This window comes from Flavobacterium sp. SM2513 (assembly GCF_050908145.1).
Lineage (GTDB): Bacteria > Bacteroidota > Bacteroidia > Flavobacteriales > Flavobacteriaceae > Flavobacterium.
Genome location: NZ_CP194228.1, coordinates 241,071 through 264,334 on the forward strand (window position 1 = coordinate 241,071; position 23,264 = coordinate 264,334).

A 23,264-nucleotide genomic window follows, 5' to 3' on the forward strand; every position below is an offset into this window, starting at 1 on the left:
GCCGGTTATCGGTTGTCGGTTTCATTCTAAACTGGAAACTGACAACCGACAACTGATAACTATTTAATCTCTCTTCTCAACACTTCATCAATCATTCCGTATTCTTTAGCTTCATCGGCTTTCATCCAGTAGTCGCGTTCGCTGTCTTTGTGCACTCTATCGAAAGTTTGTCCGGAATGGTCAGATATGATTTTGTACAATTCATCTTTCAATTTCAACATTTCACGCAAATTGATTTCCATATCTGTAGCAACCCCTTGAGCTCCTCCTGATGGTTGGTGAATCATAACACGTGAATGCGGCAATGCCGAACGTTTTCCGTTAGCACCTGCACAAAGTAAAACCGCCCCCATAGAAGCTGCCATACCTGTACAAATTGTTGCTACATCAGGTTTGATGTACTGCATCGTGTCGTAAATACCTAAACCTGCGTAAACGCTTCCACCCGGAGAGTTAATGTAGATTTGAATGTCTTTCGCAGCATCGGCACTTTCCAAGAAAAGCAATTGTGCTTGAACGATGTTCGCTATCTGGTCGTCAATTCCTGTTCCAAGGAAAATAATTCTATCCATCATCAAACGTGAAAACACATCTAATTGTGAAATATTCAACTGACGTTCCTCTATAATATAAGGAGTCATGCTTGTAGGCGTCATTGCACCAACAATTTTATCGTAATACATTGCATTCACCCCTTGGTGCTTTGTTGCAAATTTTTTAAATTCTTTACCGTAGTTCATATTTTTAGTTTAAAGTTTAAGGTTTAAGGTTGCTCGATTTTGCACGAAGTCCTTAAACAGAGAAAAACAAAAAGCGCCAAAATAAATTCTGACGCTCAAATATAATCATTTTCCTAGAAATTATTCGCCGTAAGATGCTGCAACAAATTCTTGGTACGTTAATTCTTTAACGGTTGATTTTACTTTTGATTTGTAGAGTGCCAACATTTTTTCGCTCATTACTTGATCAGAAAGGCGTTTCGCCTCTTCTTGGTTTCCTAAAACACGAGCTACAATTCCATCTACGTCTGCAGTTGTAGGATCCATTTGTCCGAATTGTGCCATTTGCATTTTAATCATTTCAGCGGCATAAGCTTTCAATTCTTCAAAGTTAATTTGCAAATTATTGCTTGACATTACTTTTCCTTCAATCAGTTGGTAACGCAAACCATTTTCTGAACGTGCAAATTCCGCTTCCGCTTCTTCTGGTGTTAATTGTTTTTCACCTACTGTTTGAATCCATTTTGTTAGGAATTCAGCTGGTAAGTCAAATTTCGTGTTGTGTAACAAACCTTCAGTCACATCATTTAAAAATTGCTGGTTCGACTGACCTTCAAATTGCTTTTCAGCGTCTTGCTTAATTTTCGCTTTTACTTCATCAATAGAAGAAACATTACCTTCTCCGAATAACTTATCAAACAATTCTTGATTTAATTCAGCTGGTTCAGTTGAATTGATTTCTTCGATTGTATATGCTACATCAATGTCTAAGCCGTGAACTTGTTCGTGGCTTACTTTCAGATAATCCATCAATTGATGGTCGTCAGCGAAAAGACCTTTAGTATTTAAAGTCACTACATCGCCTACTTTTTTACCTACAAACAAATCTTCCGTTGAAGCATCTTTGAAAACATCAAAAGAAAGTTGAGCTGGACTGTCGATTTCCATCGTCTCATTTCTGAAAGTTCCTGCAACATCGTCTCCTTTTTCAAATGTATCTTTAGCAGACATTTTTCCGTATTGCTTTTGCATACGAACCAATTGCTCGTTCAACATTTTATCGTCAGCAATAATTTTATACTCGGTGATTTCTTTCAAACCTTCTAAATCGATTTCAAAAGTTGGTGCAAGACCTATTTCGAATTCAAATTCAAACTTATCAGCATCCCAATCTCTGTTTTCAGATTTCACAGCAAGCGGATTACCTAACAAGTCAAGTTTTTCTGCTTGTAAATATTTGTTTAACTCTTCTTGAATTTTTTTATTTACTTCTTCTAACAATAGAGGCTGACGGTATTTTTTTTCAATAATTCCCATTGGAACTTCACCTTGTCTGAAACCCGGAAGATCTGCTTTCTTCTGATATTCTTTTAAAAGCGTCTCTATCTTATGAGTAAAGTGCGATTTATAAATTGACACAGTAAGTACTGCATTTAAATCATCGGTATTTTTTCTTGTAACATTCATTGTTTTACGTGCTAAAATTGGGTGGCAAAATTAAAACATTTTTGCAAGCCTACCAAGCTTTTACTACTTGTATTACCAAACAATTAACAGCGAATTATCTTACTGCAACGATTATTTTCGCTCTCCAGAAAAAGAGAATACAAGTGTTTGTCCAATTGATAATAGAATACTGAACAACAAAGCATACCAAAAATTTGCAACCGAAAATCCATCAACCAAACTATTACATAACATTATTATGAGGGCATTTATCACAAGTAAGAACAACCCAAAAGTTAAAATCGTAACTGGTAAGGTGAATAGAACTAAAATTGGTTTCACAAATAAATTTAGTAAACCAAGGACAATCGCAACCACGATGGAAGTCGAAAAACTATCTACAGCAACACCTCCCATAAAATTTGAAATTAGCGTAACTAAAATTGCTGTAACCAATAATCTTATAATTAAAAACATAGAAAAAATTTATTTTATTACTATTTTATTTGAGTTATTTAAAAAATATCCGATTTTTTTTTCTAAATTTGGATAATAATTACTTTAATTAATCCGCTAAATTATGAAAAAAATTTTACTCTTATCTCTTTGTCTTACCGCTTTTAGCGCCTTCAGTCAAAATTTCTGGACAGCTAAAGCTACTACATTTACACAAATTAGTCGTGGCTTAGACGACATTAGCATTGTCGACAACAACGTTATTTGGGCTAAAGCCTATGATGGAGCAAGTGAAACTCCAACAAATGTTAGACAATATACTCGAAGTATTGACGGCGGGAACACTTGGGTTTCTGGCAATATTAATCTAGGACTTACTCAAACCTCTTTAAACGTTTCTTCTATTCACGCTATTTCTGCAACTACGGCTTGGGTAACTGCCTATTCTGATAACCCAGCTGCAGTTTTAGGAGGCGTTTGGAAAACAACAAATTCTGGTACTAACTGGGTAAAGCAGACAACTGCTTTATTTAATAATACAGTAGATTCTTTTACGAATCTTGTTTATTTTTGGGATGCTAACAATGGTTTTTGTCAAGGTGATCCTGCAGGAGGATATTTTGAATTGTATACTACAACCAATGGGGGAACTAACTGGACACGCGTTCCAAGTGCAAATATTCCAGTACCACTAGAAGGCGAATATGGCTATGTTCATAATTATGAAGTGGTTGGAAACACAATTTGGTATGGAACTAATAAAGGTAGAATTTTTAAATCTACAGATATGGGATTGAATTGGACGGTTTTCCAATCTCCAATCACTGACTTTGGAGGAACGGCTTCTTCCGGGTCATATAGTTTCAAAGATGCAAATAATGGATTACTTGTAAAGTCGGGGACAACTCCTTTATTATACAAAACTATTAATGGAGGAACAACTTGGACTGCTGTTACTTTTACAGGAGTTATGGGAGGTCGTGATTTAGCTTATATCCCTGGAACTAATTCGGTGGTTACTGTAGGTACTACTGAAGATCCAATTTCTTTTACCTCTTACAGTAATGACAATGGACTGACTTGGACTGTAGAAATGGCCGACACGCAAGTAACCACTTTAAAATTTAAAGATGCTACGCTTGGTTTTGGTGGTGGATTTACTACTTCAGCAACTGAAGGCGGCGTTTATAAATTTACAGGAACACAATTAGGAACAGAATTATTTAATGCTACAACTAAATTAGCAGTTTGGCCAAATCCAGCTCAAAACACGATTCAGTTTACTGGCGTAGATGTTGCAAGCGTAAAAATCTTTGATATTTTAGGAAAACAAGTACTAGCACAAAATTTTTCTATCACAGGTACTAATTCTACTGATATTTCTAATTTGAAAAGTGGTATGTATTTAGTTCAAGCTGCTGATGCAAACGGTACAGTTTCTACAGTTAAGTTTATGAAAAACTAACATTTAGATTTTTTTATTACTCATAAAAAAAGGAGTTTTCAAAATTTGAAAACTCCTTTTTTTATTTCTTACAACTCTAAGAATTGAATTGTTATATCATAAAAATCTTTTGGATTTTCGGCATGGAGCCAGTGTCCTGCATTTGAAATGGTTTCTATTTCAGCTTTTGGAAAATGTCTTTTAATTTCTTCCGTATCCGAATCTAAAATATAGTTTGAATTTGCTCCTTTTAAAAATAATGTGGGTTTGTCAAAAATAGCATTTTCAGGCAAAGCATCACCGATAGCATCTTTATTAGCTATAAAAGACTGCAAATTAAATCGGAAATCAAGTTGTCCTGACTCTTTCCAATATAAACTTTTCATTAAGAATTGGCGTGTGCCGAAATCGGAAATATACGGTGTAAGAATTTCTTCAACATCACTCCTGCTTGGTTTTTCAGAAAAATCGACTGCGGAAAGTCCTTTTAAAATTTCTTCGTGGTGCGGTTTGTAATATTTCAAACCAATATCCGCTACAACTAGTTTTTTAACTAACTCCGGAAATTGTGTAGCCGTAAACATTGCCACTTTCCCACCCATGGAATGACCAAGTAAATAGATAGAAGTTAAATTTTTATCCTTACAATATTCCACAATATCATTAACCATCAACTGATAATTAAATTCATCCGATTGCATACTACGTCCGTGATTTCTCAAATCGAGCATGTGAACTTCAAATCCATTTTCGCCAAATTGTGTTCCTAATGTTTTCCAATTATCCGACATCCCTAAAAAACCATGTAGAATAACAAATGGTTTCCCCGAACCTTCTATTTTTGAATAAAGCATACATTTATTTATTAAAGTCTATTTTAATTTGTTTAAATACATATTCACCACATTGTCTAAACCTAGGTATATAGCTTCTGCAATTAAAGCATGACCAATCGAAACCTCTAAAAGATTTGGAATGTTTTGTTTAAAAAAATGAATATTATCTAAACTTAAATCATGTCCTGCATTGATTCCTAAATCTAATGAATTGGCTAATTTTGCCGCTTCAACATAAGGAAGAATTCCGTTTTTATTTCCTTGCGAAAAATCATGGGCGAACGCTTCGGTGTATAATTCAATTCGATCCGTATTTATCAATTTTGCACCTTCAATCATTTTCAAAACCGGGTCGACAAAAACAGAAACTCGAATGTCATTTCGTTGTAATTCTTGGATGATTTCTTTTAAATAATCTGCATGTTTCATCGTGTCCCAACCTGCATTTGACGTTATCGCATCAACAGCATCAGGAACTAAAGTAACTTGCGTAGGTTTTACTTCAAGCACTAAATCCATGAAAGACTTTTCTGGATTTCCTTCAATATTGTATTCAGTAGTAACAATTTTTTTTAAATCTCTCGCGTCTTGATAACGAATGTGACGTTCGTCCGGACGAGGATGAATCGTGATTCCTTGCGCTCCAAAACGTTCGATATCTTTGGCAACTTGAATCAAATCTGGCACATTTCCACCTCGTGCATTTCGTAAAGTGGCTATTTTATTGATATTTACACTTAATTTTGTCATAGAAATACTTTTTCAAACATTACACATAATTTATGAAATACAAAAATACAAAGTTAAACGAGGCTAATTGTTCTAAAATTTGATTATTTTGCAGACGTATAACTATACATTAACTATGACTGAAATAACAGACTATATCAACAACGATTACAAGCCTTTACAAATTGAAGATTCCATCTCAAGTGTTCAGGATTTTTTTGCTAATGCAAATTTTACGCATTTTCCAGTAATTGAAGAGCGTGTCTATGTCGGAAGCATAAATGCAGAAGATGCCGAAACTTTTGATTTTGATAAAAAAATCAGCGATTACCGATTTAATTTAGAAGGTTTTTTTGTCAGAACAACAATGGTATGGCTAGATGTTTTGGAAATCTTTGCTCAAAACCAATCCAATATATTACCCGTTTTGACACCCGAAAACGCTTATGTAGGTTATTATGAAATTCAAGACATTATGCGTTTTTTTAACGACACTCCATTTTTGAAAGAACATGGTGAAATTGTTGTTGTTGAAAAACCAGTGCTAGAGTACTCAATGTCAGAAGTAGCTCAGATTATTGAAAGTACTGGAGCGACACTTCTTGGGAGTTTCTTATCTAGTTCTACCTCCCAAAATGTACAAATAACTTTGAAAATTGCATCTGGAAGCATTAATGAAATTATTCAAACCTTTAGACGCTACGGCTATGCCATTATTTCTGAAAACCAGGAAGACAGTTATTTAACGAATCTAAAAGAACGCTCGGACTATTTAGATAAATATCTGAATATTTAACAGCGTCATTTTATTTCAGAAACCACTTCGTTTACCAATACAGAAAACTATGAAAGTTGCCATTTACGGACAATATTATCAAAATAGTACCGAACCGATTATTCGAGACATATTTGTTTTTTTTAATACAAAAAACATAGAAATGGTAATTGAGGATGATTTTTTGAAAATGCTGTATGAGAAAGAATTGGTCAAGAAAGACTACAAAACATTTAAATCTTACAAAGAACTTGACAAAAGCTTTGACTTAATGTTGAGTATTGGAGGTGACGGAACAATTTTGAGAGCGGCAACCTTAGTTCGAAATTCCGGCATTCCCATATTGGGAATTAATGCAGGACGACTCGGTTTTTTAGCCTCCGTTCAAAAAGAAGATATTGCCACATTTTTGCAGATGGTAGTTGATAAAAATTATAAGATTTCAAAACGAACCTTACTAAAAGCGACTGTTTTTCCAAAAAACAAAGATTTGATGGATATCAATTTCGCTATGAATGAAATTTCTGTAAGTCGAAAAGATACGACATCGATGATTACTATTGAAACGTATTTAGACGGAGAATTACTTACTTCCTACTGGGCAGATGGCTTAATTATCGCTACACCAACAGGTTCTACGGGATATTCGTTGAGTTGCGGTGGACCTATTTTAACTCCTGAAGTAAAAAGTTTGGTAATTACTCCAATTGCCCCACATAATTTGAATGCACGACCCCTGGTAATTCCTGATCATACTGAAATTAAACTTCGCGTGTCAGGTCGAGAAGAACAATACCTGGTTTCGATGGACTCTCGTATTACATCTGTCGGAAATGACTCCATTATTACCATCAAAAAATCTTCTTTTCAGATTAATATGGTAGAAATTCCAAATGAAACTTTTTTCAAAACCTTGCGAAACAAACTTCTTTGGGGAGAGGACAAGCGAAATTAATTCTGGAAATCCAGGACAATTCATACTTAATCAGCAATCTTTTCGTTTTACTCTTATTTCAACTTAACTTAAAACCGTTTGAATATAATTATCAATTAAACTAAAATCATAACCATTTAGTATTCAGATTTATTATATTTGCACGCTATTTTCAATTATATGAATAGACTGATTTATTCCTTTTTATTATTAGTTACCGTTTCCGCTTCTGCTCAAATTCATGAAATTGGAGTTTTTGCCGGGGGAAGTAATTTCATCGGTGATGTGGGAGAAACTTCCTACATTAAACCTAATGAATATGCTTTTGGGTTTATTTATAAATGGAATCGCAGCACACGTCATTCTTGGAGGTTTTCAGCCACTATTGCAAAAATTACGGCAGACGACGACCGTTCAGAAATGACTTCACGCAAAGTTCGTGATTACGATTTTGAGAACACTGTAAAAGAAGTCTCTTTAGGGTTAGAATTCAATTTTTTTGAATTTGACTTGCATCAATTGAACCGACAATTTACTCCGTATGTGTTTTTAGGTTTGGCTTATACAAATTACGATGGTTTATTTTATGCAACGCCAAATAATCCTGTAATAGATTCAAATCGTGGAACGCTTTCCGTACCTTTTGCCTTTGGTGTAAAAACAAGTATGACAAAAGACCTGATTATTGGTTTTGAAATAGCGCCACGATATACCTTTGCAGATGATATTGATGGAAGTTTTTCAAAAAATGACGATTTAAAAGCTTTAAGCTTTGGAAATATAAATAGTAACGATTGGTATGTGTTTACAGGATTTACGTTGACATATACCTTTGGAAGAAAACCCTGTTTTTGTGATTAATTAATGGATTTAAAGAAGGAAATAAACGAAGAGAATTTACCCCAACACATCGCTATCATAATGGATGGAAATGGCCGTTGGGCTAAAAAGCAGGGAATGCTACGAGCTTTTGGACATGAAAATGGTGCCAAATCGGTAAAAGTTACTGTAGAAACTTGTGCTCGTTTGGGAGTGAAAAACCTTACACTTTATGCTTTTTCTACTGAAAATTGGAACCGTCCAAAATTAGAAATAGACACGCTGATGAAGTTATTGGTTTCTTCGCTTCGAAGAGAACTTAAAAGCCTTATTGACAATAATATTCGCATGAATACAATTGGAAATATTGACAAACTCCCAAAATCCATTCAAAAAGAACTTGCAGAAGTTATAGAAAAAACCAAAGATAATACGCGAATGACCTTGACCGTTGCATTGAGCTATGGGTCAAGGGAAGAATTAATTTCGGCGGTTAAAAAAATTACAAGTAAAGTTAAAAATAATATAATTTCAATAGACGCTATTGATGAAGCAATTATAAATGAGCATCTTTACACGCAAAATTTACCTGACGTAGATTTATTAATACGAACCAGTGGTGAACATCGAATCAGTAACTTTCTGTTGTGGCAAATAGCTTATGCAGAATTATATTTTACAGATGTGCTATGGCCGGACTTTACAGAAGAGCATTTATATGAAGCAATTATTAGCTACCAAAAGCGAGAGCGACGATTCGGAAAAACAAGTGAACAAATTAAATAATTTTTTAGTGTTATATAAAAGCATTCCCCTATTCTTGTCGGTACTTTTCTTCGGAAGTATTTTTCAGGCAAAAGCACAAGACAGAATTCCGTTTGACCAAGGTAAAACGTATATTTTAGCTGATATTGATGTTACTGGAAAGGTAACTTTTAATAAACAAAATGTCATCCTTTATTCTGGTTTAGAAAAAGGACAAAATGTTACCGTTCCTGGAGAGGAAATTAGTAACGCTATCAAAAAATTAGGAGAAGTAGAATTGTTTAGTGAAATTGATTTCTACATCAACCGTATTGAAGGAGACAGCATTTATTTAGAACTTAATCTAATTGAATTGCCAAAACTTAGCGACGTTAAAATTACAGGTGTTAAGAAATCTAAGAAAGAAGGATTGATAAAAGACAATGGATTGATAAAAGGAAAAATTGTCAATGAAAACTTAATCACAACTACCAAAAATTATATTGAAAATAAATATAAGAAAGACGGTTACTACAGCACTAAAGTTAATGTTGTAACAATACCAGACACTACTAGTGGAAATGAAGTAAAGATGTTAGTTTCTATTGACCGCGGAGATAAAGTAAAAGTTACTTCAATCGATTTTGAAGGAAATGAGAAGTTTTCAGACAAAAAATTGCGCAAAGCAATGTCGAATACAAAACAGAAAAATTTCTTTCGTATTTTAAAGCGATCCAAATATATTAAAGTTAAGTACGAAGAAGATTTAAAATCTGTTGTAAATAAATACAAAGAAAAGGGATATCGTGATGCCCGAATTATATCGGATACCGTAATTTACAATAAAGAAACAAATAAACTTGCTATTAAAATCAATTTAGTTGAAGGTAAGAAATATTATTTTGGTGATATTAAGTTTTTAGGAAATTCCGTTTATCCGGACCAAGGTTTGCGTAACTTATTAGGTATTAAAAAAGGCGATGTTTATAATGGTGTCTTGTTAGAAAAAAGAATTGCCGACAAATCAAAACCTGATGGTGAAGACATTACCAACTTGTACCAAAATAATGGCTATTTATTTTCACAAATTAATGCCGTAGAAGTTAGAACTGCAAATGATACGATTGATTTTGAAATCCGTATTATGGAAGGACCTCTAGCTTATTTTAACAAAATTACTGTAGTTGGGAATGACAAAACGAACGATAAAGTAATTTACCGTGAGTTGCGAACTAAACCAGGAGAAAAATACAGCAAGGAAGATTTGGTTCGTACGGTACGTGAACTTGGAACGTTAGGCTTTTTTGACCCAGAAGCAATTGAGCCAAAATTTAAAAACGTAGATCCATCTGCAGGAACTGTAGATATTGAATGGAATTTAGTAGAAAAAGGCTCTAGCCAAATTGAACTTCAAGGTGGTTATGGTGGTGGTGGTTTTATAGGAACCTTAGGTCTTTCGTTTAATAATTTTTCTATGAGAAATATTTTCAATAAAGATGCGTATAAACCTGTACCTATGGGTGACGGACAAAAAGTAGCTTTGAGATTACAAGGTAGCAGTTATTTTCAAACCTACAGTATCAATTTTTCTGAACCATGGTTTGGTGGAAAAAAACCAATAAGTTTTAATTCATCATTGTCTTACAGTAAGCAATATTCCAACAATTATACGACTAATAGCGTTGACAGAAGCCGAAGCTTTAACATCATCTCTTTGTCAGTAGGTCTATCAAAACGTTTGACTGTTCCAGATAATGACTCGTTTTTATCACAGGCTTTAAGCTTCCAATTTTATGATTTAAACAACTATAATACAGGATTAATACCTTTTGGAGATGGAGCGGTAAGAAACTTCGCTTATACCATTGGTTTTACTCACTCAAATAAAGGAAGTAATCCAATTTATCCAACATACGGTTCAGAATTTAGCATTAGTGCAAAGGTTACACCACCTTATTCATTATTTAACGGCGTGAATTATGGCGATTTGGGGAACCAAAAAGAGTATAAAAAACGCTATGGGATTAATGACAATTACGGAGTCACCAACAATCAATATTCTCCACAAGTAGGCGATTACATTAAAGTGAACTACGATGAATTTGGTAATGAAACATATACCAAAGTAGATGAGGCTAATTATCAAGATGCTTCTGCCGATGACGCGAAAGTAGATCAGGAAAAATTTAAATGGCTTGAATATTATAAAATAAAAATGAAAGCCGATTGGTATACAAAAATATATGATAAATTAGTCTTGCGATCTTTAGGAGAATTTGGTTATCTTGGAAATTATAACAGTGAGCGAGGAGATGTTCCTTTTGAGCGTTTCTTTTTAGGAGGAGATGGTTTAGCTAATTTTGCAATGGATGGTAGAGAAACAATTCAATTAAGAGGGTATCCAAATCAGTCTTTAACACCATACATTACAAACATAGACACGAAAGAAAGAGATCAAGATGGAGCAACAATTTACAACAAATTCTCGTTAGAGCTACGCTACCCAATTACATTAAAGCCACAAGCATCCATTTATGTCTTAGCTTTTGCCGAAGCTGGAGCTGCATATAACAGCTTTAAGAGCTACAACCCATTTGAGTTAAAACGTTCGGCAGGAATGGGATTAAGAGTATTCATGCCAGCTTTTGGGTTGTTAGGTATCGACTTTGCCCATGGTTTTGACCCATTGCCTGGACAGACTAAACCTAATGGAGCTGAAGTACATTTTATTATAGGTCAACAATTCTAGAAATATTTTTGGCACGGTATTTTCTAATAAATTAATAAATTATGAAGAAACATCTTATTTTACTGATTTTATTTGCATTCACTTGCAGCATACAAGCCCAAGTAGTTCGTGGACTTCGCATTGGATACATCGATATGGAATATATTTTGCAAAATGTTCCTGATTTTACAGAAGCTAATAATCAATTAGAACAAAAAGCACAAAAGTGGAAACAAGAAATTAGTGCAAAAAATAATGATATTACCAAGCTTAAAGAGTCTTTAAAAACAGAACGTGTTCTTTTAACTAAAGAACTAATTGAAGAACGTGAAGAGGAAATCGCTTTCCAAGAGAAAGAATTGATGGATTATCAAGAAAAACGTTTTGGTCCAAATGGTGATTTAATGGTACAGAAAGCTGTTTTGGTTAAGCCTACTCAAGATCAAGTTTTTACAGCTGTACAAGATATTGCTGAACAAAAAAGATATGATTTTGTGTTTGACAAATCTTCAGATTTAACGATGATTTTTGCAGCAAAGCAATTTGACATCAGTGAAATTATAATTCGTCAATTAACTCGTATTTCTAAAAGAAGCCAGTTAAGTAAAAGCGAATTAAAAGAACAAGCAAAGAAAGAGTACCAAGAAGATGTTCAAGATGCGAATTCAGATTATGCAATTCGCAAGAAAATGTTAGATGATAAGAAAGCAGCTAGAGACAGCATCAATGATGCAAGAAAAGTGGCTAGAGAAAAAATCATAGCGGACAGAAAAGCGGCAGCGGATGCCAAACGTGAAGCAGCAGCTGCAAAGCGCCAGGCAATTATTGACAAGCGAAATGGAGTTACTCCATCTAGCCCAGCAACAAAACCTGAAGATGCAACTTCGCCTGAAAAGGAAACGGACCCGAAGCCAACTACAAAATAATTTACAAACAAGAATAGAAACAAAAATTAATTAATTACTTAATATTTATAATGATGAAACAATTCAAAACCTTACTAATTGCTGCGGTTTTATTTTTTGGAGCTAACCAAATAAATGCTCAGTCAAAAATAGCCCACGTGAATGTGGAGGAGATAATGACTAAAATGCCAGCGGTACTAGAAGCTCAAAAACAAATTGAGAAAATCAGTAAAACTTATGAAACTGATTTTACAACAATGCGAAATGAATTGCAAACACGTTTGCAAAAATATTCTCAAGAAGCAGAAACGGTTTCTGAGGCAATTAATAAAGATCGTCAGAAAGAAGTGGAGGACATGGAAAAAAGAATCCAAGAATTCGGTCAAACTGCACAAAAAGAATTGCAACAAAAGCAAGTAGACTTGATGAAACCAATTCAATTGAAAATTAAAACTTCTATTGAAAAAGTAGGTCGTGCAAAAGGATTCCAATATGTAGCAGATGCTGCAAGTTTTATTTATGCAGACGGAACAGATTTAACTGCTGATGTAAAGAAAGATTTGGGATTTTAATATTCTAATTAAGTTATATAATTACTGCTCAAGTTTTCAAAAAGCTTGAGCAGTTTTTTTTTATATTTGCTTTATGATAAACAACAATCCAATTGGACTATTTGATTCAGGTATTGGCGGCACTTCTATCTGGAATGCGATTCATCAATTGTTACCAAATGAAAGTAGTATTTACTTAGCTGATAGCAAAAATGCTCCTTATGGCTTGAAATCCAAAGCGGAAATAGTCGCTTTAAGTCGCAAGAATGTCGAGATTTTATTGGAACAAAACTGCAAATTAATTGTTATCGCTTGTAATACCGCCACAACAAATGCAATCAAAGAATTGCGAGAGCTATATAACGTCCCTTTTATTGGAATTGAACCAGCGATTAAACCTGCAGCATTACATTCAAAAACACAAACCATTGGAATCTTAGCTACGAAAGGCACACTTAATAGTGACTTATTTAATAAAACTTTAGACAAATACCAAGACATTAAAATTGTAGAGCAAGTAGGACACGGCTTGGTTCAGCTCATTGAAAATGGTGCTATTAATTCGGCAGAAATGCATATCCTGCTCCACACTTATCTACAACCGATGATTGAAGCCAACATCGATTACTTAGTTTTAGGTTGCAGTCATTACCCCTATTTAATTCCACAAATAAAGAATATCTTACCGCCTACTATTCAAATTATTGATTCTGGTGAAGCGGTAGCAAGACAAACTAAACATGTTTTAGAACACGAGGTGGGCTTTAACGCTTCTGAGGAACATTTTCACACCTTTTACACAAATAGTGATTCTAAAGTCTTGAACGATGTTTTAAAACAACGATATGAGGTAATTGAACTAGATTTTTAATATTCTAGTTCTCCTCTTCCTTAAACCAGCTCGAATACATTACATAATTCGTTGCTATTCGGTCAATTTCTCCGGCAAAATTAGATTCATTGATTTCCTTAACCTTCTTGGCTGGAACTCCTGCAAATATTACTCCCGATTCTACAATTGTATTTTGAGTAACCACCGCTCCTGCAGCAATAATTGAGTTGCTTTTTACCAGACAATTGTCCATTACAATCGCACCCATTCCTACCAGAACATTGTCTTCAATTGTGCAGCCGTGAACTATGGCATTATGTCCTATAGAAACATTATTCCCAATGATTGTAGCGTGCTTCTGGTAAGTACAATGAATAACGGCACCGTCTTGAATATTGACTTTGTTTCCAATGCGAATTTGGTTTACATCACCACGTATTACTGCGTTAAACCAAACGCTACAGTTTGAACCAAAAGTAACATCGCCTACAATTGTAGCATTTTCGGCTACAAAACAATCTTCGGGAATTAACGGGGCCTTCCCGTTTACTGATTTTATAATCATACTTTTTTATATTAAAAAAAGTCCCGACAAAAATCGGGACTTTAAATTATAATACATTAATTTCTTAGTTAATAGCAGGACAATTACAATCCCATTTGTCTCGTTTACAGAATAAATTGATACCTAACGTGATTTGGTGAAAACCACCTTGATCAAATTTTACATCACCAACTAAATGAGAGTACGTATATGCGACAACCAAATTATTAAATGTCAAACCTACGATAGGAGTAAGATATTGCAAGCGTTGCGTTTTTACACTTCCACCATCCGTATATTGTGTAGCATCAAAGCTTCTTCTATAAGACAAACCTCCCCACACTTTACCGAAATCAAAATCTTTGTATAACTTAACGTTCAAATCAATTAGTTTTTCTTTAGTTTGATCTGTTAATTGAAACAAAACCGAAGGTTCCCACTGCAACCTGTCGCTATCACCAAAAACATACGCAGCACTAAATAAATATTTTCTCAAGTTGTCTGATTCTACTTCTGTGTAAATATCTCTTTTACTCGCTAAAACATTTTTAACTGTAAAATGAGTAGAGAATTCTAAATAGTTATACGAAGCTCCAATATCAACATTAAAATAAGCATCTTTCTGAATCGTTTGATCTACAATTGGGTCAAATCCTTCAAATTCTGATTGGTCCAATTGACTTTGAACCACTCCAGCATTAATACCGAAAGAAAGCTGATTCAAATCCACATCTGATCTTGAAAACATGATATGATGAGCATAGGTTAATTTAAAACCTTTTTGAGAATGAAATCCGTTTTCGTCGTTGAACAATATAATTCCTGCTCCAGATTGATCACCAATTCTACCGTTGAAACTAGCGGTTTGTAATGCGGGTGCTTGATCATTTCCAAACCATTGTTGTCTTGCCGTTAATCGAACTTTCGCACAATTTGCAGCTCCAGCCATTGAAGGATGGATTAAATATAAATTATCAGATAGATAATCGGAGTAAACTGCTATTCCTTCTTGTGAAAATGAAACTTGTGATAAAAACAATATTAGTACTAAGTATACTTTTTTAAAATGCATTGGGGTTAACGTTTTAATGAAAAATGTGCTCTAAACTCTTTGTTGATTGTTGACTCTTGGTAGTTAATCGTGAACCAGTAATCCGTTGCAGGAAGTTCTTGTCCGTTGTAAGTTCCGTCCCACGCTCCTGAACCGCTCAATTCTTTGATTAATTTTCCAAATCGGTCAAATATATAAATTTTTGAAATAGAAATTGTGTTAATTCTTGGAATATTCCATGTATCATTTATCCCATCTCCATTTGGTGTGAAATATTTTGGATAATCTATTATCAACACGCTTTTTGTAAGTACATCACAAGCTTGTGGGTCACGTACAGTAATGGTATGTTGTCCTGCCGAAATGTTGTCAAAAACATTACTTTCTTGAAATGGTCCGTAATCTAATTGATACTCATAATCTCCCATTGGTGTTGCTATAATAACCACTGTTGGATTATCTGCAAAGAATCCGCTTACGGTATAAGTGAAGTCTGTTGGTGGTGATGAAGAATCTACATTGGCAAATGCCGATGATTGACATCCTGTTACAATATCAGTGATGGTAACGCCGTATTGTCCTACAGTATCTACGTCGTAGTAACTGTACGTTTGACCTGCTATTGGTCCGTTTTCATCAAACCACGCGAATGTAAAATCAGCTTCGTTTAATTCCGTATCCAATCTGTAAATTCTTGTCGTTGCTAATGTTACCGGGTCGATACAAATAAATCCATCTTCTAAAATTACACTTGGCAATGGATTAACCGTCACTGTTGCTGAACCTGTTAAGTTTTGCGAACAAGCGTTGGCTCCTGTATAAGTAACACTTACTAATTCATACACCGTTGTCTCATCTAAAATTCCAGTTGGTAAAATGGTTGGTACGTTTGCATTCAAAGTAATGGTTTCTGGTGTTCCGCCGTTGATGGTATAAATCACCACCGCTCCTGCTGTTCCATTGAAAATCACTTGGGTACTTTGTCCTTGACAAATTGTGGATGGATTTCCTTGAGAAATGGTTGCAAATGGTAATGGTTTTACTAATAAAGCGACTACATTGGTATTGATATCTGGACAAGAAGCACTTTTTATGGTACAGTAGTAATTGCCACTATCAGCCTCTACTGTATTTGAAATCGTGTAGTTGCTTGTTGTTGCTCCTGAAATCGCTGTTGTTCCTTTGTACCATTGGTAGGTCAAATTAGTTCCGGTAGCTACTACTTCGAAAGTAACATTTTCTCCCACACAAATTTCTTTACCTTGTGGTTGTGTCGTAATCGCTGGCGCTTGATTAACTACAACTACCGCTGCATTTGATGTTTTTGTTCCGCAAGAAGCAACTGTGACTACACAGGTATAACTTCCTGAATCGGCTACAACTGTTGAACTCATCGTGTAAGTTGTTCCGGTCGCTCCTGCGATTGCTGTACTTCCTTTAAACCATTGGTAACTTACTCCTGTTCCACCTGTAGTGGCTATTGATAAAGATACTGGTTCTCCTGAACAAACGATTGTATTTGCTTCTGGTTGTTGCGTAAAAGTGACTCCTTGGTTCACGTTGATTACTGCAATTGCTGAAAGTACTCCTGCTGGTGTACAAACACCATAAACTCGCACTGTATAGTTTCCGGCTTCCGCCAAAGTAACTGTTGCATCTGTATAAGTTGATGAAGTTGCACTTGGTATTGTAGTTCCATTTCTAAACCATTGGTACGTTAAACCTGTTCCTGTTGCAGATACACTTAAACTAATTCCTTGTCCTTCACAAATGGTTGTTCCTACCGGCTGAGTTACAATAACAGGTAACTCATTTACAATAACCACTGCATTTGCACTTGTTACTGTTTGACATGGATTTGTAATTACAACGCTATACGTTCCTGCATTAGCTGTTGTAGCTGAACCTATATTTAACATTGTACTTGTTTCTCCTATTAAAGAAGTTGTTCCTAAAAACCATTGGTACGTTAATCCTGTTCCTGTTGCCGCTACACTTAAACTAATCGGTTGACCTACACAAACGGTTGTTGAAGGTTGTGGTTGAGTCGCAATAAGTGTTTCCTGTGTAATTATTAATGTGGCTGCACTTGAAGTAACGGGCGTTCCGCAGCTTCCTGTTACAACTACTGTATAATTTCCTGCACTTGCAGCTGTTGCATTTGCAACTGTATAACTTGCGTTTGTTGCTGTTGCAATTGGATTTCCTGCTCCATTTTTATACCATTGGTACGTTAAATTAGCTCCTGTTGCAACTACTGTAAAAGTATGTGTTCCGTTTATGCAAATTGTAGCTCCCGTAGGCTGTGCGGTAATTACTGGATTTTCATCAATTGTAATAATTACACTTCCTGTTAATGTGTTTGAACAAAGTATCGTATTGGTTACTTCGGCACTTACTAACGTAAAGGTGGTTGCTGCAGAAAGTAACGCGGTAGTTACCACCGATGTTCCTGCATTATTTAAAATCGTAGTTAAATTGACACCTCCATTGCTATAAGTAATCGTAGCATTTGGCGTACCTGCAAAATTTAAGGTAGCTGCTGTTCCTTCACAAACAGATGGATTTACTGCTGTAATTGTGGCAGTTGGCAATGCATTTACTGTTAAGTTCGCCGTTTGTCCCGTAATTGCATTTGAGCAAGGCGGTGTAGAATTACTCACCACATTTGTCAATGCATAAGTGTAGGTTGTTGTAGCTGTTACTGTTTGAATTCCTGTATCAATTGTAAATGTTCCTGCATTTGAAAGTGTCGCATCTGGTTGAGTTACTCCATCTTTGGTATAACTAACAATGGCATTTGGTGTTCCTTGAATTTGTAAACCTGTTGCTGTTCCTGAACAAATTACGGCATTGGTAAATTGAACAATAGACGCCGTTGGTACGCCAACTGTAATGGTTATAGAATCATTTAACAATGCTGAACAAGCCGGAACAGTAGTGCCTGTAACATCTACTAAAGTATAAGTAGTATCAACTGGTAAATTTGGAGTAATAAATTCTCCATTTCCTGTTCCATCTAGAAGCACACTATAATTATCTGCTCCATTAGTAAAGTTAACGGTCGCTCCTGCGGTTCCTGTGAAAGTTATAGTGGTCGAAGAATTTGTACAAATTGTTGTTGAACTAGAAACAAAACTAGCCGTTGGTGTTGGATGAACAATTAAAGTAGTTGTAGAAGCAGGAGTTGGCACACCATTAATAGTTGCTACGACACTATAAATATAACTTCCAGCAGCGGTTGGCACAGCTACTCCAACTGGATATTGATCCGTAGAAAAAGCGACACCGTTGTAATCTTTCCATTCATAAGTTGAACCCGTTCCTGCATCAGTAGTAGATAAATTAAATGTTGGCGTTCCTTCACAAACGGGGCCATTATTCGAAGCTTCGGTACCACCACAAAATATAATTTCAACTTCAGTTGTAGGGAAAATTGGACCACATCCTTGAACTGAATACTCATAAGTAACCGTATAGGTTCCTACTAAACTCGTTGATAAATCAATAGCTCCTGTATCAGAATCAATGGTTAATCCAGCGGGTTCTGCAGAATAAGTGCCTCCAACTGTTAAATCTAGAAGAACTGCATTTATTGTCGCAATTGAACCCGAACAAAAACCAGGTTCTCCACCGTCTTCATCATAGGAGAATGTTCCAGAAGGTGCTGTAGTAAGATACAATTTGAAAGATTCAATAGGATCACAAAAACCTCCGTCAAAAATATTAACCATTTTCATCCAAATTTCTTGCCCATTCGTCCCTGCAAAATCTGTTATATCCGCTGACGGGATTGCTACTCCAACTGGATCCTGAGCTGCTTCTAAACTGGTGTAGTAATAAGTGTCAAATTCAAATTGATCGTAATTTGCCATTACAATAGGTGCATTCAGCGTTAAGTTAAATGTAGGTGTAGCATCGTTACATACATATAAATCTTCTGCTTCTTCCATTGGATAAGCTGTAGGGTTAAACTCGACAACAATATCGTCACTTTGTTGACATCCATTGGTACCATAAGAGAAAATAACCGTATAAGTTCCTCCCTCATTTACTTCTAACTGATAGCTGTTTGCTCCAGGGATTAAAACATCGTCTTTTTTCCAAGAATAAGTTACGTTTGGATTGGGTGCTGTACCCGCTTGAAGTACTCTTGGTGTTCCTTCACAGAAAGCATTACTTCCACTAAAGTCATCACTACCTGCGTATTGAGCACCTGTACCTGTGATTTTTGGACCGCCAATATTAAAACTTCCCGCTTCTAAAAATACTGCACTATCAAATGCTGTATCATTATGATCAGCAATAACTAATTTTATGCTATAAGGTGTATTTGGAATAACATTTGCGGAAGCTATCATAGAAACCGTTTGTCCTCTCATATTAATTGAAGAACTAGCTGGACCTGCATCTGGCCCCGTTCCTGTTTCATTAAATCTGCCGAAATATTGAGCATTTACGCTGAAGCAACCTGCATTATAGGCATTGTTTCTAACTGTAACCACTGAAACCCTTGTTCCATTGGAAGTAGGAGTTGATGTTCCTGGCACAACTGCTAAATTTTGAACATCGGTTGGATCGTTTAAATTAGTTAATATAAATGCAAAGGTATCAGCAAAAGTACACTGATAAGTTCCATATTCCTGTGAAGCAAAAAGAAAATTAAAACTAAACTCATCTACTGTAGGCACAAAATCAAATTTCACAAAAGATCGATCACGTGACCCTGTATTTCCATTAATGATATTCAAATCGGGATCAGCTTGGTTTGAACCAACAGTGCTTATATTTGAACCGTTATATTTACCCTGAGTAAATGCCGCCGTTCCAGAACGAATTATAATTCCTTCTTTAAATGGAAAGTTGGAGTTATTTCGGTGAAAATATCCAAAACTTGCTGCCGAAGAAGACGAAAAATTGTTTAGCTGAACACATGGTTCATTAATCAATACGTCTTTAATTAATTGTGTAGTTGTATATGTAGTACTATCTACGGTAACAAAATCAGACCTTGGAGCATCTACGTCCGAAGAATTATTATTATTAATATTGAACTCAGGAGTTCCACTAGTTACGTTTACGATATTTACTAAATTACCGGTCATTGAAGAGAAAAATGCAGGAACTCTAACTGTAACTTTATAAATCACTATACCGCCTACTTCTAAAACAGGAATAGTTTCGGTAAGAGCTCCTGTACCGCTACTTCCGGTGCTACTAATCCATGTCATGTTTGATGCTGCAATTCCCGGCGGAAGCGCATCATTAACTACTACATTAATAGCATCACTAACTCCGTCATTTCGCACAGTAATTACATAAACTACATCATCACTTAATAAAAATTGAGTTTGATTATTGGTTTTATAAACTACGATATCGGCATTTGGGTTTGGCGTGTCAACATCCGTACAGGTGAAGCAGTTTGGATTTGGGTCTGTTGTATCTGAAGTTACAATTACGCTTGTAATCAAGTTTTCGGTCTGACTGTAATTAGCCGGAACCGGCACGAAAACAGTGTAAGTCACCGAAGCGCCATTGGCTAATGTTGGAATTGTAGTATTCAAATATCCAGGTGTATCAGGATTTCCGTTACCAGACCACGAAATGGTAGAAGCATTAATTCCGGCCGACACATTGCCTTGAACAACTACATTCTGGGCATCTGAGGGACCATTATTAGTTATTGTTATTGTATAAGTTTGACCTTGTCCTGCTCTATACCAAGCTGAACCATCTGAAATTACAGTAACAATATCTGCCAATCCTACCGGTGGTAAATCTGTATCTGTACAAGCTACACAATTGGGGTTTGGGTCTGGAGTAATACTTAAAGCAGTTGCTGTACTTACAAAATTTGTCGTTTGTGTAGCCGGTACTAGTACTGTAAAAGTGTACACAACAGAACTACCAACGGTTAAAAGTGGTATTGTATTTGAAAGATTAACATTCGTTCCTGACGAACCATTATCACCCGTCCATGACGATGTAGTCACTCCTGCTGGAATTGGATTATTAACTGCCACATTTACCGCATCTACAGGCCCATTATTAGTTACCGTAAGTGTGTAAACGGAATTTGACCCCGCTGTGAAATAAGTTTGATTATTGGTGTTAGTAACAACAATATCGGCACCTGAACCTAATGTATCCGTGTCCGTTGCCGTGTTATTTGCTGTATCATTATCAAGTACAGCACTATTTGCCGTAGCAATACTTATCAAATTACCCGTTAAGGTACTCGGGATTTGCATCGTAATCGTATAGACAACACTTTGTCCTGGAGCTAAATTTGAAATGGTATTACTTAAATTAACATTCGTTCCGTTAGCGCCATTTCCAGACCATGAAAAATTAGTTATTCCTGCTGGAATTGGATTGTTTACTAAAATATTTGTAGCAGCTTGAGTACCGTTATTTGTTACCGTAACGGTATAAATGGATGTTCCTCCAGGTATGTAAGTTACTTGATTATTGGTATTCGTAATCATAATATCAGCTACGCTTTGCAAAGTATCTATGTCAATACATTGTGGACATTCCGGATATAAATCAACTGTATCGCTGGTTGCACTTGCTTCATTAGTAAGATTTCCCGTAAAACTAGTTGGAATATCTAAAGTTACCGTATACGTCACTGTCGCTCCACTAGCCAGCGAAGGAATAGTATTGTTTAGCGGTACATTTGTTCCTGACGAACCATTACTTCCTGTCCATGAAAACGAAGTGATTCCCGCTGGAATCGCATTGTTTACAACTACGTTTACCGCAGCACTTGGTCCATTATTAGTTACCGTAACAGTATACACTTTTTGGGTTCCTGTTTGATAAGTAGTTACTCCTACACCGTCAGTATTCACAACAACCAAGTCAGCACCCGAATTGGCAACATCGGTATCCGTCGCCGTATTGTTTGCAGGAGTGCCATCAGTTGTTATGGAGGCAATTGACACGGTATTGGTTAAATTTCCAACAAATCCTGCAGGTATTTGAGCCGTTACCGTGTAGGTAATGGTCTTCCCTACAATTAAACTTCCGATATTATCATTTAACGGTGTATTTGTACCAGAAGAACTATTACTACCTGTCCAAGAATAATCGGTTATTCCCGCAGGAATAGTGTTACTTACCACAACGCCACCCGCATTTAACGGCCCGTTATTTTTTACTTTTATTATATAGGTAGTCGTCGTTCCAGGCGTATAAACTATTTGATTATTGGTATTCGTAACTGAAATATCAGCGTCTGTTCCTCTACTATCTGTATCACTAACCACATTATTTGCTGCATTAGGATCAGCGGTTGCTGAAGTAGCGGTAACCGTACAGTTTAAGTTTCCAGTAAATCCTAGTGGAACTTTAATAGTCATAATATAGCTCAACATTTGGCCTGAAGCCAAAGTAGGAATAGTGTGATTAATTTCTCCGCTACCATTCGCATTCATCGTTGAAGGAGCAATTACAGGTCCAGTCCAGTCTTTTTGTGAAATTCCATTGGAAATTAGAGAACTCACATTTATATTTGTCGCAACCGCTGGCCCTAGATTCACAACAGATATGGTGTAAACTACCTCAGTACCTGGCACGTATTTTGTCTGAAAATTTGTATTCAGCACTTTTATGTCGGCTTGGGCAAAACCAAAACAACTGGAGATTAAAAATAAAAGTAAAAGTAAAAATCTTTTCATACGTATTTAATTAAATTATCAGATTTACAGATTAACAACACAATAAACTTATGTTAATTAATG

General features: G+C 35.6%; 17 protein-coding genes. 9 read left to right on the forward strand and 8 right to left on the reverse strand.

What is annotated here, in order from left to right; genetic code table 11:
* Positions 1-59 precede the first annotated feature (59 nt).
* The 3 genes from clpP to ACQ5J2_RS00870 all read right to left on the reverse strand — a co-directional run bounded on the left by clpP (position 60) and on the right by ACQ5J2_RS00870 (position 2,642).
* Positions 60-740: an ATP-dependent Clp endopeptidase proteolytic subunit ClpP gene (gene clpP, locus ACQ5J2_RS00860; RefSeq protein ID WP_432671804.1), complete on the reverse strand. Its 681-nt coding sequence runs from the start codon at positions 738-740 to the stop codon at positions 60-62.
* Between the two features lie 120 nt (positions 741-860).
* Positions 861-2,186 (reverse strand): trigger factor, encoded by a 1,326-nt coding sequence (gene tig, locus ACQ5J2_RS00865; RefSeq protein WP_432671805.1) that lies wholly within the window; start codon positions 2,184-2,186, stop codon positions 861-863.
* 111 nt (positions 2,187-2,297) lie between these two features.
* Positions 2,298-2,642: a phage holin family protein gene (locus ACQ5J2_RS00870; protein ID WP_432671806.1), complete on the reverse strand. Its 345-nt coding sequence runs from the start codon at positions 2,640-2,642 to the stop codon at positions 2,298-2,300.
* A 103-nt stretch (positions 2,643-2,745) separates the two neighbouring features.
* On the opposite strand from ACQ5J2_RS00870, the gene ACQ5J2_RS00875 reads away from it, so the two are divergent.
* Entirely contained in the window at positions 2,746-4,086 is a 1,341-nt protein-coding gene (locus ACQ5J2_RS00875; protein ID WP_432671807.1) for a T9SS type A sorting domain-containing protein, read from the forward strand.
* A gap of 68 nt (positions 4,087-4,154) precedes the next feature.
* Here ACQ5J2_RS00875 and ACQ5J2_RS00880 read toward each other — a convergent pair whose 3' ends face one another.
* Positions 4,155-4,919 (reverse strand): alpha/beta fold hydrolase, encoded by a 765-nt coding sequence (locus ACQ5J2_RS00880; RefSeq protein ID WP_432671808.1) that lies wholly within the window; start codon positions 4,917-4,919, stop codon positions 4,155-4,157.
* 18 nt (positions 4,920-4,937) lie between these two features.
* A complete protein-coding gene (locus ACQ5J2_RS00885; RefSeq protein ID WP_432671809.1) occupies positions 4,938-5,651 on the reverse strand; it encodes a pyridoxine 5'-phosphate synthase in 714 nt (237 codons plus the stop codon).
* Between the two features lie 115 nt (positions 5,652-5,766).
* Between ACQ5J2_RS00885 and ACQ5J2_RS00890 the strand changes: the two genes are divergently transcribed.
* The 8 genes from ACQ5J2_RS00890 (at position 5,767) to murI (ending at position 13,957) form a co-directional block, all read left to right on the forward strand.
* Positions 5,767-6,426, forward strand: coding sequence for an acetoin utilization protein acuB (locus ACQ5J2_RS00890; RefSeq protein WP_432671810.1), 660 nt, complete (start codon positions 5,767-5,769; stop codon positions 6,424-6,426).
* 49 nt (positions 6,427-6,475) lie between these two features.
* Positions 6,476-7,360, forward strand: coding sequence for an NAD kinase (locus ACQ5J2_RS00895; RefSeq protein ID WP_432671811.1), 885 nt, complete (start codon positions 6,476-6,478; stop codon positions 7,358-7,360).
* Between the two features lie 159 nt (positions 7,361-7,519).
* Positions 7,520-8,200, forward strand: coding sequence for a DUF6089 family protein (locus ACQ5J2_RS00900; protein WP_432671812.1), 681 nt, complete (start codon positions 7,520-7,522; stop codon positions 8,198-8,200).
* 3 nt (positions 8,201-8,203) lie between these two features.
* Complete coding sequence (locus ACQ5J2_RS00905; RefSeq protein WP_432671813.1) at positions 8,204-8,944, forward strand: isoprenyl transferase; 741 nt, start codon at positions 8,204-8,206, stop codon at positions 8,942-8,944.
* Positions 8,877-11,651: an outer membrane protein assembly factor BamA gene (gene bamA, locus ACQ5J2_RS00910; protein ID WP_432671814.1), complete on the forward strand. Its 2,775-nt coding sequence runs from the start codon at positions 8,877-8,879 to the stop codon at positions 11,649-11,651. The genes ACQ5J2_RS00905 and bamA overlap by 68 nt, the downstream gene beginning before the upstream one ends.
* Positions 11,652-11,692: 41 nt before the next feature.
* Positions 11,693-12,556: an OmpH family outer membrane protein gene (locus ACQ5J2_RS00915; RefSeq protein ID WP_432671815.1), complete on the forward strand. Its 864-nt coding sequence runs from the start codon at positions 11,693-11,695 to the stop codon at positions 12,554-12,556.
* A gap of 53 nt (positions 12,557-12,609) precedes the next feature.
* Positions 12,610-13,107, forward strand: a complete 498-nt coding sequence (locus tag ACQ5J2_RS00920) for an OmpH family outer membrane protein (protein ID WP_432673335.1) — start codon at positions 12,610-12,612, stop codon at positions 13,105-13,107.
* A 73-nt stretch (positions 13,108-13,180) separates the two neighbouring features.
* Positions 13,181-13,957: a glutamate racemase gene (gene murI / locus ACQ5J2_RS00925; RefSeq protein WP_432671816.1), complete on the forward strand. Its 777-nt coding sequence runs from the start codon at positions 13,181-13,183 to the stop codon at positions 13,955-13,957.
* 4 nt (positions 13,958-13,961) lie between these two features.
* Here murI and ACQ5J2_RS00930 read toward each other — a convergent pair whose 3' ends face one another.
* The 3 genes from ACQ5J2_RS00930 to ACQ5J2_RS00940 all read right to left on the reverse strand — a co-directional run bounded on the left by ACQ5J2_RS00930 (position 13,962) and on the right by ACQ5J2_RS00940 (position 23,201).
* Positions 13,962-14,483 carry a gamma carbonic anhydrase family protein gene (locus ACQ5J2_RS00930; RefSeq protein WP_432671817.1) on the reverse strand — a complete coding sequence of 174 codons (522 nt, stop codon included), beginning with the start codon at positions 14,481-14,483 and terminating at the stop codon, positions 13,962-13,964.
* Positions 14,484-14,547: 64 nt separating this feature from the next.
* Positions 14,548-15,534 (reverse strand): PorP/SprF family type IX secretion system membrane protein, encoded by a 987-nt coding sequence (locus tag ACQ5J2_RS00935; RefSeq protein ID WP_432671818.1) that lies wholly within the window; start codon positions 15,532-15,534, stop codon positions 14,548-14,550.
* A gap of 5 nt (positions 15,535-15,539) precedes the next feature.
* Positions 15,540-23,201: a choice-of-anchor L domain-containing protein gene (locus ACQ5J2_RS00940; RefSeq protein ID WP_432671819.1), complete on the reverse strand. Its 7,662-nt coding sequence runs from the start codon at positions 23,199-23,201 to the stop codon at positions 15,540-15,542.
* Between the last annotated feature and the right edge of the window lie 63 nt (positions 23,202-23,264).

Coding starts and splice junctions, on each gene's coding strand:
- clpP (WP_432671804.1), bottom strand. CDS start 740: ATGAACTACGGTAAAGAATTTAAAAAATTTGCAACAAAGCACCAAGGG.
- tig (WP_432671805.1), bottom strand. CDS start 2,186: ATGAATGTTACAAGAAAAAATACCGATGATTTAAATGCAGTACTTACT.
- ACQ5J2_RS00870 (WP_432671806.1), bottom strand. CDS start 2,642: ATGTTTTTAATTATAAGATTATTGGTTACAGCAATTTTAGTTACGCTA.
- ACQ5J2_RS00875 (WP_432671807.1), top strand. CDS start 2,746: ATGAAAAAAATTTTACTCTTATCTCTTTGTCTTACCGCTTTTAGCGCC.
- ACQ5J2_RS00880 (WP_432671808.1), bottom strand. CDS start 4,919: ATGCTTTATTCAAAAATAGAAGGTTCGGGGAAACCATTTGTTATTCTA.
- ACQ5J2_RS00885 (WP_432671809.1), bottom strand. CDS start 5,651: ATGACAAAATTAAGTGTAAATATCAATAAAATAGCCACTTTACGAAAT.
- ACQ5J2_RS00890 (WP_432671810.1), top strand. CDS start 5,767: ATGACTGAAATAACAGACTATATCAACAACGATTACAAGCCTTTACAA.
- ACQ5J2_RS00895 (WP_432671811.1), top strand. CDS start 6,476: ATGAAAGTTGCCATTTACGGACAATATTATCAAAATAGTACCGAACCG.
- ACQ5J2_RS00900 (WP_432671812.1), top strand. CDS start 7,520: ATGAATAGACTGATTTATTCCTTTTTATTATTAGTTACCGTTTCCGCT.
- ACQ5J2_RS00905 (WP_432671813.1), top strand. CDS start 8,204: ATGGATTTAAAGAAGGAAATAAACGAAGAGAATTTACCCCAACACATC.
- bamA (WP_432671814.1), top strand. CDS start 8,877: ATGAAGCAATTATTAGCTACCAAAAGCGAGAGCGACGATTCGGAAAAA.
- ACQ5J2_RS00915 (WP_432671815.1), top strand. CDS start 11,693: ATGAAGAAACATCTTATTTTACTGATTTTATTTGCATTCACTTGCAGC.
- ACQ5J2_RS00920 (WP_432673335.1), top strand. CDS start 12,610: ATGAAACAATTCAAAACCTTACTAATTGCTGCGGTTTTATTTTTTGGA.
- murI (WP_432671816.1), top strand. CDS start 13,181: ATGATAAACAACAATCCAATTGGACTATTTGATTCAGGTATTGGCGGC.
- ACQ5J2_RS00930 (WP_432671817.1), bottom strand. CDS start 14,483: ATGATTATAAAATCAGTAAACGGGAAGGCCCCGTTAATTCCCGAAGAT.
- ACQ5J2_RS00935 (WP_432671818.1), bottom strand. CDS start 15,534: ATGCATTTTAAAAAAGTATACTTAGTACTAATATTGTTTTTATCACAA.
- ACQ5J2_RS00940 (WP_432671819.1), bottom strand. CDS start 23,201: ATGAAAAGATTTTTACTTTTACTTTTATTTTTAATCTCCAGTTGTTTT.